Source organism: Vibrio agarilyticus (genome assembly GCF_012641465.1).
In the GTDB taxonomy this organism is placed as follows: domain Bacteria; phylum Pseudomonadota; class Gammaproteobacteria; order Enterobacterales; family Vibrionaceae; genus Vibrio; species Vibrio agarilyticus.
The window spans coordinates 101,396-114,393 of record NZ_JABAIK010000013.1 but is presented as its reverse complement, the minus strand read 5'-3'; the positions used below and the strand labels follow the sequence as shown (position 1 = coordinate 114,393).

Here is a 12,998-nt window from a genome sequence, read left to right as displayed (position 1 = left end):
GAATATGAAAACGCCCGCTAAAGCGTATGAATTAGCGGCTTAAGTTGTCCAATTTCGGCTGGGTCATTACAGCCCAGTGATATTGGGATTCTTTGATCCGGTATCGTCGATGACTTCGAGCCTCTTTTCCTAACCTTGGGATTGATAAAACACAACGATGCTTGATGGTATTGGCTTGGAAGTCATAGTGCCATTTTGCTTGCATGGTGATTAAGCCATTCCACCACATGATAATTTCGGCCATCAATGCCATAAGCAGTAAGATATCAATGCGTTTGGTGCAGCGAGTTCGGTTATGGCGCAGTGCCAACCCATAGGCTGGACTTTTTAGATCTCGGAATGACTCTTCAATTTGCATTCTTTTAGCGTACAAACGGGTAATCTTAATACCATTAAGCACATGATTGGGGATGTTGGTGACCAAAAGCCAAGGTTCTTTCGCTCCTTTATTGAACACTTTTCCCGCAGAGTGTTTCTGGCAGGTTCGACTGTGCCTATGGGCTTTCTGCCTTTGGGGTGACTCTTGTATAGGTAAGCAAAGCACTTGAGTGGCGAGCGTTTAGCGAGTTGGCTTTCCCCTAAAAATGTTGGTTTGTCTGTTGCTTGAGGGTAGAAGGTTTTGTTCCACTGCCAATGTAATGGCACACCGAATTGGGTCTCATAGTTAGATTAGAAATAATATGACAAATTAAGCCTTGGGATTTATGTGTTAAATCTGTCGAAACAAGGAATGGGGCAATTCTGAGTTACGAAGTGCCATCTGTGAAAGTTCTGGACAAAAATGAGTTTGAATTCGGGTCATACCAACACCGCGTTAAGGGGCAAAGGACAGCGGCTCGCCGCGTCGTTGCCTTTGCCCCTGAGGAACCTACTTAAACGCTATGTTAGGCATTTTCTGTGTATTCCTCTGCCGTGTACCCAAACAATGACGTTGACAAAGATCAATACAACTACCTGTAAGAGACCAAACAAATGAAAAAGACATTAGTAGCACTAGCAATCCTATCAACATCAGTTTCATTTGCTGCTGATGCAGCATTCCGTTCTAACAACTGGACTGATGACATGACTGATACCAAGGTATTCAGTGAGTACACATCAGTTAAGTCATCAGGGCATAACAACTATCAGCAGTTCGGTTGGGAATGCCGTTTACGTGATGGGTCTGATTCAGCTAAGACTATTGAATTGATGTATGACGGTGATGAAGCTATAGCAACACCAAATTCAATCACTGATGTTCAACTCCGTGTTGATAAGGGTAAGGTATACAAATTAAAAGGGCGTAACTACAGCAATTCATATCGTGGTGGTCTGATTCATAATGTCCCTTCTGAGTTGTTCAGTGAGCTTAAATCAGGTAGCAAACTACACGTTAAGATTGGCAATCTAGGTTCAGTTGATGTGATGGAGACATTCAGCTTATCTGGTTCGACAGCTTCACTAAATAAGATGGTGAAAAACTGCGGTCTATCAATCGGTGAATCTGCTGATGTAGTAGCGGCTAAGAAAGCAATCAATGATAAATACGATGTAATGATTGCTGACCTTGAGAAGCAACGAGCAAAAGAACTTAAAGCTATTAAGTAAGTATAAATAACAAAGCCTATTCGTATTGAGTGGGCTTGATTGCATGCGCAATCGCGAGACACCAATTTACTAGAACGTTTTGGGGCAAAAACAATTCACGAAACAAGATGCTTAGCAATAGGGCAACAGCTTGTTGCCCAAATAAATCTCGACATGGTTATAGCGCTCGCTATATGTCTGGGGCTATAGATAGGCTATACAAACATCACACAGTCTAACCAAACGCAGATATAACACGTTGCTTGAACGCTTGAAGTGAGAGTTCATCGGAATGTTTACCAGCTTGCTTCGACACTAAATCGCTACTACCTACTCTCCAATCAACAATGCCTGTTGGATCATTTTCACCAATTGCATTCCCGCAGATCCAATTACGCAAAACCTGAAAATCCTCCGTATCACAGTTCTTCTCAAGCTTCACCATCACACATGAATCGGGAATATCCTGCTCAAGTCGCTCTGCAAACTCGACTAAGTTTTGCTCAGCAAACGTGAACAGCCAAGCTTCTTGCGGCGTAGTACCATTAGCGCGTAGCACTCGGCCAAGCACTTGCCGGAAGTACAGTTCCGTTTTTATAGCGCTTAAATGGCAGCAAACTTGAAGCCTTGGAATATCTGTACCTTCGCTAATCATCCCGACACTGACGATCCACTGCTGATTGCTACTTCTAAATCGTTCAATTTCCGCTAATGGCTGCTCATGTTTGTACGTGACAATAATCGTCGATTGTCCAAACTCACTGATCAGTAGCTGCTCGATTTGTAAAGCATGTTCGACAGAGGTGGCGACCACAAGACCTGCTGCATCTGGGTTATGTATTCTCAAGTGATTCAGCTTTTCACAGGCCAGTTTGAGCAAATGTATCATCGCTTCCTGGTTGTGGATGACATGCTGGTATGAATTATCTGTTCGCTTCAACATTTCTGCGATGGAGGTGAATGATTGAGAGGACTCTTTGCCAACTACCGACAGTTGATTGCTATCAACCAATACAATTTTCGGTGATCGACACACGTTATCGATAACAGCCTGTTTTAAAGTGTATTGGTAATCTACTCGCAGGGTGCCAGGTTCATTGGTGTAATTGGCCATTACGATTGGTAAGGCATCGGAACGCCACGGTGTACCTGATAATGCGAGAGTATAGGACGCAACTTTCTGAATCTTCGCTAGAACTTGTTTACCCCACACATTGCCGTCACCGATTTCTGAGCCAGCACAATGATGAATCTCATCAAAAACAGCAAAGACCCTGTAACGACTGAGCTCGAGCAAGAATTCATCATTAATAAACTGCAGTGATTGGTAGGTCATTGATTGACCTACCGAACCTAGTGCGCCACTTAATGGTCGACCTAATATTGTTGAAAAGGTTGTTTTCATCCCATCCGCGATAGTTCGTGATGGAGAAAAACAAAGAACGAGATCAACAAAATTCAGCTCAAGAAGCCTTGATGCAATGGTCGCAGCAAGCACTGTTTTCCCCGCTCCTGGCGTTGCCTGACAGAAGAAATGACGTTCACCACTGAGATATTTATTGACGGCCGCTGTGGCGCATTCTTGTTGCCAAACCCTCAACATGCCTTTTGCTCACGCGCGATCGTATCAAGGACCGTCGTCAACACATTCACCTTACCTAGCAACTGCGCAGAACGCTCTCTGGCTTGATTCAGCAACAGAGCAAGTTTTGGTTCAAGTTCAGGGAAGCGTTGAATTAATAACTGGTATTCACCCACTTCACCAAGTGCTATCTCCAATTCACCACGCGACTCATTCCGCTCACTGGCTAATACCGACCAAGTGGGGCTTTTTGCCTCAATGACTTCGACAGACGCGGGTTTCGGTACAAACTCATTGGCATGTAGCGACTCCGTTTGAAAATAGCGTTTATTGGTACGTGAGCCTTCAACTCTCAGCCAATTGTTGCGTTCAAAGCGCAATAATTGTCGATAGAGCCGCAAACGCAGCTCAACCAAATCACAGCTTTGATCAACGTAAGGCAGAGATGCATCACGTAATTCGACGACTGAAAAACCATCCATTCTTTTTTCAATCAATAGCTTGTGCATTAGTGCATCAACTTTTCTAGTTCGTCTCATTGATAACTCAAACAACCGTTAAAACTAAGGATTGCTTAGTATACGCAAATCAGCAAAACTAAGAAAATCTTAGTTTGACAAAGACTACCAATATGATGACTACGTGCCATTCCAAAACCCATTTCCGCAGCGCCTCAAAGAGGCCCGCAAGCAAGCAAGCTTATCCCAAAAAGCCTTGGGTATTCTCATAGGCATGGATGAGAGTACGGCGAGTGCGAGAATGAACCAATACGAGAAGGGACGCCACACGCCAGATGTACAAACTTTGAAACTCATCGCTGATGCGCTTGAGGTACCACTGAATTACTTTTTTTGTGAGGATGAGGTGTCGGCAGAACTCGCCATTGCAATCTCAAAACTCTCTGCCGACCAGAAGAAGAGAATAGCCGAGATCATCGCCAGTCTTCCTTCTGAAGAATGACGATGTTGATTAAATTAAATTTAGTAACAGTTCTTCAGACCGCCACAGAAGATTCCAACCAAATCACTTTTGGACAAAAGTGTTTTAGGACACTCACTCTGAATCATTTGTTTATTTTAGTTAAACTTGAGAAGTCAGCCGTCTAAAATTCATCAGTTGTTCCTATAAACTTAGTCCCAGCATTTTTACCTTCATGAGTTTTAGTAAATACCATTCGTTTGGGTTCATTTGGAGACAATCCCCCAACTGAAAGGGCTAAATTAGATAGCAAACCATGTATTTTGTTTGCATATTCTAGGCAATCATATTTCCCATATTCATCAAGCGACTTTTCACATAAAGCATCAAACTGTTCAATGTACTTGCGAAAGTCCCCTCTACGACACCGATCTTTGTAGACCGATTCAATGTTATCTGGTAGAGGAAACCTTACCGAGGGAAGCTGCTTTCCATCAGGAAACTCGTGCACAATTTGAATAGCATACAAATGATGGCTGGCAATGCTAATGGGAGCAGTATGCATAACGAGATCCCTGTATATTCCTAGCTCGAATAACCACCCATCAGGTGCCATACTTACCTTAAGTTGCTCTTCCAACTCTGACAGTTCAGGGACATTATTTAACGCTTTCAGCAAACCGTTTGCAGTTGTAATCTCTTTTATTTTTTCAGAGTTCTTATGCGTCAATTTTAAACCAGCGGTTGAAGAAAAATTGTAAACATACTCGCACAGGTAATCTCTTAATATTCCTGCTTCAAACAGGAATGAATGGAACTCTTGATACACGAGATTGGTAAAGCCATCATGGAATCTTTGTCCATCGATAAAGTCATTCTTTAAGACAATTGCATTAAGCTGATCTCGATACTTAATTGATAGATTCTTAAGCTTATCGTTGAGGGCATTTAATTGATATGAAATACGATTTGATAAGTCGTAACCAAGTCCATCTTTGGCCTCAAAAGAAGAAAGTGCTAGGCTGCGCCATAACTGAAATGCATCCCAATTTGGCCAGATTTTCTGCTGTTTAGCATAACCTCGAAACTGTGTAGGAGCCTCTCCTAAATACTCACTTTGATCAGTTATAAACTCAACACCAACAATACAAAAGTCGTATTTCTCCAGCGCATAATATAATCGTCCAAAAGTCGGGATCGATATTTGGACCTCCTTGCCATCGGTACTTTGGGGCCACAAGATAACTTGGTCACTCATAGGTTCGACTTGGGCAGTCAGACCACCTGCAAGGTGTACAATTCTCCCACATGGGGGCCAATTTTTTGTCATAAGTAACTCATATTCGTAGACGTTCAAAGCACTCGACTAAACTGTGCTAAGATTTCCTGTGCTCTTACTCTTCCAATACCCTTGATGTTAATCAAGTCATCTTCTGTAAGGTACGAGAGCTCTTTGATTGTTTGGATGCCTGACTCTTTTAAAGAGGATGCAATTTTATCGTTAACGCCGTTTACAAGAGTAAGTTTTTCAGGCTTATCTAGATAGTATTCAAAACGTTCTGATTCCGTGATATAACGGACCATCACATCAACGATGCTTGACTCCCTATAACATTTCAAAATACCTTGTTCTATCTGTTTTTTTTCTTCGCTATTTTCAGCATAAGACACTGCTTCAGCCATTTTTTCTGAAATGGTTTTATCTGATTCAAAAATACGCAGAAGCCCGATAGCATAAGCTATATATTCTTCAGCTTTTACTTCCCCTGCATCTGACGAACAAGTCCTGCTTTCGGCAAGAAAGTCATAAGCACTATCTAACTTTGCAATCCATACTCCATCTTGAGGACTGCCATATTTTGGAGGCTCACCTTCACCTAAATAGACTTCTCCATGCCTTTCTAATACAGCTATAGGAGTGCGCAGTTGGCATGTTGCATGAAACTGCATTCCCTCTATTAAGTCTGCATTCTGTGAGGCTAATGTTTTATATTGCTTAGGGGCTTGCTTTACCTCTGATGAAACTTTGTTAGTTTCATCGTTTTTAACTTGCTCTATAGATTTTCTTTTACCAAAGATAATGTCAAAGATTCCCATTAATCAATCCTTATCGTTTGCTGAGTGCAGATAGATTACATGCATAAGAAAAAATAGGTCAAACAACCTCTTTTCGTGATGAGGTACAGAACAGTTCTAGCTTGGAATGGGGCATTAACGAGTTTGAAATTGCTAACTCAATAGTTCTTTCAGGTAGCTATTCCGCTTATGAGAGTGACTAGGTGCCTCGGTGATCTGCCTCATGTCATCACTACTTCCAACGATATGAATTTCGCTTTCTGCTCTTGTAATTGCCGTATAGAGCCATGCTCTATCGACTATTCTGCGCTTTCTGCTGACCACTTGCCATTTTAAGCCCTCAATTAGATCAAAAATACAAAGAGTTGCGTTTAGTTCTTTATTTACTGTCCTCGATACTCCGCATCGCTCTTTGAAAAATAGTCATTACATTTGGATCGCTTTGACCGATATTGGCGATTTTTTGAATAAACGCTTGTAGATAACCGATTTCATCTTTTGCCACTTTTAATTCCGCTTCTAGCTGAATGATTTTTTCTGCTAAATCAATATCTTTTTGTAGATAGGTAAGTAGCTCAGTATTGTCAGCGGAAACAGTTTGCCCTTTGAGTGAGCGTTTTCTATCTTTGTATTCATTTTTTATATTGAGATATTTATCAAGTGTTTGCCGCGTCGTAGTGATCGCAAGGCTAGAGTCAATTTTCGTGACTAATAAATCCCAAGTCAGCTTTCCTTCCCAACTTCTAATTAACGCTTGAATGGAGATTTGTTGATCAGTGTCTAATGATTTAGTTGCCATGTGTATTTCCCTATACTGATCCCAAAAAGCCTAAAAAGTTATCTTTAGCGGAGTCGTTATTTGTTTGGGTTGTTGCAGCAAGAGCCGCTTGAAGAGATTCTTTCGCATCTGGTAGCGATAGCTTACGTTCTGTTACTGTCTTGGTTTCTAAATCTGTAACTCGCATGACATTTGAACGAGTCAAAAAACGAACAATAGCCCCTTCTTTGATGGAGTCGTCTGATAGCACTTCAATAAGACTCTTGAGCATACAAGTATTTTGGTAGTGGGTTTCATACCATTGCTGCATTCCTTTGCTGGTTGCAAAGTTAATGGCCTCCTGAACTTGCTTTAGGTTGTGTTTCTGGATTGTTAAATCCTTATTTAGCAGTTCAATCGCATCTTTATCATGCGCAATATGGCATGAGGATGAACAGAGTGTGCATTGTGTTTCAAATTCCGTCATGTAAGTGCAAGGGGTTAACGTTAAATCTTGGGTGCAAAAGCCGACCTCACTGACAAAAGTTGGGCTTAAGTTATCGGTGGCATCATCGTATTGAGCTTTACTCTGTAGGCGTTTGCCAACCTTATCTTGTACTTCTTCCTCGGTTTCTTTTTCATATAAAATATCACTGATCACTGAGGCATTTTGGGCATCAGTCGTGTGGATATAGGTGAGTGTTTGCTCAGGGTTTTTACGGCCAGACAGCATCGTTATGAGTAAGTGGGGCAAACCCTTATTGGCTAGGTAGTTATTTTGCCAATGCCTGAATTGGTGAGGGGTGATTGCGAAACCTGTTGAGAAACTATGCCGCTCAAAGATGGTAGCGTAACTGTCTTTGCGTTTTTTGATGTTTCTGTCAAAAAGAGAACCTAAAGATTCGATGGGAACTAACAGGAAGTGAGAGGCTTGCCGAGTGCTTAATTGTTTTTCTGTATAAGTAAATAAAGCCTGCTCATAATTGACACGCTTGGTCTTAACTTTATTGTATCCTGACATAGCTTGTTGATTAATTGTAATGTAATGGTTTTGAAATTCTGCAACCGTCATTTCTGTTTGACCATTGAAATATTTACTCAATTGGGATTTTCCGCTGACAGCAGCGCCAACAAGTAGGGGTGGATAAGGACATTGGCTTTTAATTTCTAGTTTATCGAATGGCAGCAGCTTGGTGATGTGTTTGATAAATAAAGGGAAACCTTTATTTTTTGTGGTATCAATCGCACCCTTGGTATCGAACGTAACACGGGCATAGCCATCGCTGCCATCATAAAAGCCCAATAAAAAACCAAGCTGGATCAGGTTGGTCGGTTTACTGTCGTTGGGTTTGAGTGCATCTAGGTTTTTGGCACTTGGCTTAAACTCACCTAACACCTTTTTTAAACTTAGGTTTGGGTTTTGATAAAACCTTGCTAATACTCTCGCTGGCTCAGTTACAAGAGCGGTATAGTGTAATGCTCGGTCTAGGCTTTCGGCCATTTCAGCATTGATATGATTCTGATAGTCTTTATATCCTTTGGACCCACGCCAATTAAGGTAGTAGACAGTATTAATGTCGTTATCGACCGTTTCATTATGGGCTTTCACTCGTTGCTTGGTTAGTAACACTTGCTCTGCTGCCGCTCGATTGGGGGACGACATCGCAAGTGCTGACATGGTGCAAACATAACTATCGAGTTGACTCGTTGTTGGATGGATGAGAGCAGCCCAAGAATTTTTATTCTTGATGTCTTGATAAGGCGGGATGGCATCATAAAAGATCGCCCCGAGTGCCAATAACGCCTTTTCATCAGGCAGTTTACTGTTTTCAGCCTCGATAGCGTCATCACCGCTTTTGGCTCTTGTTGAGTTTACCGCCTTGGTTAAGTTCGGAGTCATACTCGCTGGAAGCATCTTATGGGCATTTAGCCACTCAAAAAATGCAGAAAGAGTCTGGATATAGTTCATTTCATCGATGGTGTTTTGAATCTCATCCAGACTGGAAGAAGCGATATTTTCATTAAGAGCAATAAGAATTTTTCTTGCTGCAGTGACTTTATCTTTCTTCCTAGTGTTAGAAATATTTTCTTTCAGCACATCAAGAGCAAAGGCAAAGAGTAGATGGTGCGTATGTTCATCGAGCCTGTCTTTATCGGAAAAAGTTGAGTTAATCTTAGCGTGGGGTTGATTATCGTTATTAAAAAGGAGGTTAATAGGGATCCCTTTGTTGCTGGTAAAGGTAACAGCAATGTCCCCCCACGTTGCTTGCTTTCCTGATGGTGTGGTAAAACCAAGTAACGGCTGTTTTTTCCTTTCGGCGATATAAGCGTGTTGATTGGTTATGTAACGGTTGAGCGTGTTCATTTTTCATCTCCAAGCTTAGCCGTTTTTCTTTCTTCACAAATGGCTATGGTCGCCTTGATGTATAGAATGATTTTCTTGAGGCGTTTCACTGTAGCAGGGTGTGCTGATTGACTATTTATCACCAGTTTTCTTTCCGCTTTATCAAGATATTGTTGATGGTTTGCCGTTTCTAGAGGCCTAAAGTTGTCACAGGGATAACAGGCCATAGGCGCACCGCCTTTTGACTGACAACTGGAACAGTTAGCAGGATTGAGTTTATGGCCAATTTCTTCATCAAACCTGCTTTTTACTTTGAAATCATCGTGCGTTTGCAACTCTTTTACCGACAGGCTATCAAATCGCTTGATGATATGGTTCCCAGCATACGCCTCATCAATTTTTATTCGCTCTGAGGTTTTCAAATCAAGATAGGGAGTAATCGCTTCAATGGTGACGCCTGTTATGGCAGCAAGGTGGGCAGGGCTTAACCCATATTTTGCACCTTGGGTGAGAATGGTGTGTCGCCAGCGATTGTTACCAAGTCGCAAAGAATCGTTTGGACATCTATCGCTGTTTGGCTTGAGTTTGTTTTCGAATAAATAACGTATATTCGCTCCAAGGGTGACCGAATTCATATGATAGGCTTTTGAGGTATCACTGATGGAGATAAACAGTTCTGCTTTAGATTCAAAACTAGAGCTAAATAAGCTTTGGTCAGGCAATACAGGTAGGCGTCTCATGAGTTCTTTAGTTTCATCTTCACCTAATGAAATATATTGCGTTGAAAGCGAATGTAAAAGGTAGTGTTCATAAACCTGATAGTAACGCAAAAGCAGTCGAGAAAAGTCTGACTCTAGGCGGTGTGAGCGTGATTCCGCATCACCGCGAAATTGTCCATCCTTGCCTTTAAAGGTGCGAACGTGCAATTGCTCCACATCTGAGAACAAGTGTTGAGTAACGGGTTTCCAGTTAAGGTTTGATTCTTTATGAGATAAAAAGGTTTCCCCTACAGGTAATACATCACACCATTTAAGTTGCACAAGCTGAATTGGTCGTCTTATCAGGGCGAGAAGTAACTGACTGGCTATGACATTCCGTAGTGCGGTAAACTTGTTTTGCGATAGTATTTCAACCTCTAATACTTGCTGTGTTTCAATTCTTAAGCTTTCAAGAATATTGTCGTGCTCAACTTCACTGTAAGCACCAGTTTTTGGATCAAGAATGCCTTTCATTACATCTTGGCGCTTTAAATTTTCATCTTTAACTGTGTCATATAACGGTTGGAGAGTATGACAGGTATAACCATTTCTTGGGTGGCATAGGGCGTATAAGCTATCTCTGACATTTTTCTTGTAAGTATCTAGTGTGAGCCACCACGCCTGAAAATCGTAAATGTCGAGATATTTTACAATGGATTTGAGGGTGCTAACGTGGCTGTATAGAGAGTTATAACTGTAATGCTTTGCTGCATGAGCTATTGCTAACCTTAAATCCAGATAGGTATTTGTATCAATATTTAGTTCATTCAGCCAATTTAGATATAAATAGGATTTATAACCAAGCTCCCACGTATCTGAAAGCACATCAAACGAGTAACCATCTTCTCTTGCATTGAATATGCGCTGCCCATCGTAATCCTTTTTTAACGTTGTGATATGGTTATGACTCATGATCACCTCCTAACCTCGGAACAGCTTTAGATTGGGTTTTAGCGGAAATATCAGCCACAGTGACCGCCAATTGATATTCGTTATATACGGACGCCATTTTCGAGTCTTCAACCCAGCCCATTGCATATTTGCGTAAATCTTCAATTTTTTCAGGCGTTAACCCATGCTCTCTCGCCTTATCTTCAAAAACTTCATTCCACTTATGACGAAGTTTGTGAGGGTGGAGCTTGATACCTAATGCCTCACCAAGTTTATCTACGATTTTGTGAATGGATTTATACGTGAGCGGTTGCCCTGATGTTGCCCCTTTTTCTGAGATGAACACAAAGTCATGTTCACGGGTGGTTGTATTTTCTGCTCGCACAGTTTGTATGTAGAGCTTGATAAGCTTCATTAACTCTGAGGAAATAGAAACCGATAGCGCTTTGGTTTTATTTGATGGGCGTTCTAACCTTGGATCAGTCGGATCATTGGGAGTTCTGGTCAATAGGAAGCGAGGATTATCCCAATCGTCAATCAAGTCACTGACTTTTAGCTTTAAAACCGCACCAACGCGAACTCCTGTGTTAATTAGAATTTGCATGATGAGTTGGTTTCTTAATTTGCTGGATTTAAATGGGTTCGCAGGTGAACTCTCTTTGATGATATCAAGCAAATAAAAGAACTTATCTGAAGGTATTACCGACTCAAATGCATCTTTAACTATGGTGTTATTTTTACGTGTGCCGCCAATAAACGTGTTGATGTATAACTTAAACTTATTGAATTGGTCGTCCACTCTGGCTTGAGTATTAGTTGGCTCTTGATCATAGTGGTGGCAAACAAACAAGTATTCGATATAAGCCCTCAGTCGAATTAAGCGCTGACGTAATGTGTGTGCGGAAACTTTTGGTTGGCTATGTGAAGTTGCATGGATGGCATCTCTTATGCGCTTGTCAGAAATTGCTACGATATTACTTTCATCAATAGTGCCTTCATTAGCATAAAGCTTGCACGATCTAACAAAATCATCGACCTCTTGCCTTGAAAGAAATTCACCAGAGCTGACACGCTCAACAAGATCGATACCTTGCTCGATAAAATAACAGTATAAAAATTTCAGCTCATAGGCGTATTTTTTTAGTGTATGAAAAGCTGGAGCTTGAGTGCTTGCTTTATTCTTTTTTGCCGAAAGTGGGGAGTTATGGTTTCCGTTAAGATAAGCATTAAGGTACAAGCAAGCGGGAAATACACCAGATCTTACAATGAGGGGAAAGCTGTACCCACCGGTATCTTTATAGATTTTTACTGCAACATTTTCACTTAATTCATTCATTACAAAATCACAAGTTGGTTACATATTAATCCAACATAGTTACACCTGGTGATTTTGTAAAGTACAAAAATGGCTCATTAAAGAGCCATCAAGGATTTAAGTGTATTTATTTCTTCTTTTTCTTTACGCCTTCTTTTGGTGGAGAGTACTCACACAGATCTTCAATAACGCAGCTGCCACAGCGAGGCTTGCGAGCCACACAGGTGTAGCGGCCATGTAAAATGAGCCAGTGATGTACGTCGAGTTTAAATTCCTTCGGCACGACTTTTAAGAGTTTTTTCTCAACATCATCGACGGTTTTACCGATCGCAAATTTCGTGCGGTTGGACACGCGAAATATATGAGTATCGACGGCAATGGTGGGCCAGCCGAATGCGGTGTTGAGCACCACATTGGCGGTTTTTCTACCAACGCCGGGTAATGCTTCAAGCGCTGCGCGATCTTCTGGCACTTGGCCTTGGTGTTGTTCGAGTAAAATTTGACAGGTTTTGATGGTATTTTCGGCTTTAGAATTAAATAGCCCAATGGTTTTGATGTACTGTTTTAAACCATCCACCCCCAAATCAAGAATGCCCTGTGGCGTATTCGCCACAGGGTAAAGTTTTGCGGTTGCTTTGTTGACGCTGACATCCGTTGCTTGCGCGGAGAGCAGCACTGCAATGAGCAGTTCAAATGGCGTATTCCAATTAAGCTCTGTTTGTGGATTTGGGTTGTTTTCACGCAGGCGCTCTAAAATTTCGCGGCGTTTGATGTTGTTCATACGGCTT

The 12,998-nt window shown here is 41.5% G+C and carries 11 protein-coding genes and 1 pseudogene; 2 read left to right on the top strand and 10 right to left on the bottom strand.

What is annotated here, in order from left to right:
• Positions 1-31 precede the first annotated feature (31 nt).
• Positions 32-633, bottom strand: a pseudogene (locus HGP28_RS13670) (IS4 family transposase); the annotation flags it as partial.
• 339 nt (positions 634-972) lie between these two features.
• Between HGP28_RS13670 and HGP28_RS13665 the strand changes: the two are divergent.
• Positions 973-1,590: a hypothetical protein gene (locus HGP28_RS13665; protein ID WP_168837029.1), complete on the top strand. Its 618-nt coding sequence runs from the start codon at positions 973-975 to the stop codon at positions 1,588-1,590.
• A 214-nt stretch (positions 1,591-1,804) separates the two neighbouring features.
• Here the strand turns inward: HGP28_RS13665 and HGP28_RS13660 are convergent, their stop codons facing one another.
• Together HGP28_RS13660 and HGP28_RS13655 are read right to left on the bottom strand one after the other, a co-directional pair.
• A complete protein-coding gene (locus tag HGP28_RS13660) occupies positions 1,805-3,172 on the bottom strand; it encodes a DEAD/DEAH box helicase (protein ID WP_168837028.1) in 1,368 nt (455 codons plus the stop codon).
• Positions 3,166-3,690: a VspR family transcription factor gene (locus HGP28_RS13655; RefSeq protein WP_168837027.1), complete on the bottom strand. Its 525-nt coding sequence runs from the start codon at positions 3,688-3,690 to the stop codon at positions 3,166-3,168. Before HGP28_RS13655 ends, HGP28_RS13660 begins: the two co-directional genes overlap by 7 nt.
• 103 nt (positions 3,691-3,793) lie before the next feature.
• Here HGP28_RS13655 and HGP28_RS13650 point away from each other — a divergent pair, with 103 nt between their 5' ends.
• Complete coding sequence (locus HGP28_RS13650) at positions 3,794-4,111, top strand: helix-turn-helix domain-containing protein (RefSeq protein WP_168837026.1); 318 nt, start codon at positions 3,794-3,796, stop codon at positions 4,109-4,111.
• Positions 4,112-4,253: 142 nt separating this feature from the next.
• On the opposite strand, the gene HGP28_RS13645 is transcribed toward HGP28_RS13650, so the two are convergent.
• From HGP28_RS13645 to nth, 7 genes are all read right to left on the bottom strand, one after another.
• On the bottom strand, positions 4,254-5,399 hold the full coding sequence (locus HGP28_RS13645; RefSeq protein ID WP_168837025.1) for a hypothetical protein: 1,146 nt from the start codon (positions 5,397-5,399) through the stop codon (positions 4,254-4,256).
• A gap of 23 nt (positions 5,400-5,422) precedes the next feature.
• Entirely contained in the window at positions 5,423-6,166 is a 744-nt protein-coding gene (locus HGP28_RS13640) for a helix-hairpin-helix domain-containing protein (protein ID WP_168837024.1), read from the bottom strand.
• 358 nt (positions 6,167-6,524) lie between these two features.
• A complete protein-coding gene (locus HGP28_RS13635) occupies positions 6,525-6,944 on the bottom strand; it encodes a hypothetical protein (RefSeq protein WP_168837023.1) in 420 nt (139 codons plus the stop codon).
• A gap of 10 nt (positions 6,945-6,954) precedes the next feature.
• Complete coding sequence (locus HGP28_RS13630) at positions 6,955-9,267, bottom strand: hypothetical protein (RefSeq protein ID WP_168837022.1); 2,313 nt, start codon at positions 9,265-9,267, stop codon at positions 6,955-6,957.
• On the bottom strand, positions 9,264-10,916 hold the full coding sequence (locus tag HGP28_RS19235; protein ID WP_168837021.1) for a hypothetical protein: 1,653 nt from the start codon (positions 10,914-10,916) through the stop codon (positions 9,264-9,266). Before HGP28_RS19235 ends, HGP28_RS13630 begins: the two co-directional genes overlap by 4 nt.
• Positions 10,906-12,231, bottom strand: a complete 1,326-nt coding sequence (locus tag HGP28_RS13620; protein WP_168837020.1) for a site-specific integrase — start codon at positions 12,229-12,231, stop codon at positions 10,906-10,908. The genes HGP28_RS19235 and HGP28_RS13620 overlap by 11 nt, the downstream gene beginning before the upstream one ends.
• A 106-nt stretch (positions 12,232-12,337) precedes the next feature.
• Positions 12,338-12,991 carry an endonuclease III gene (gene nth / locus HGP28_RS13615; RefSeq protein ID WP_168837019.1) on the bottom strand — a complete coding sequence of 218 codons (654 nt, stop codon included), beginning with the start codon at positions 12,989-12,991 and terminating at the stop codon, positions 12,338-12,340.
• Positions 12,992-12,998 lie beyond the last annotated feature (7 nt).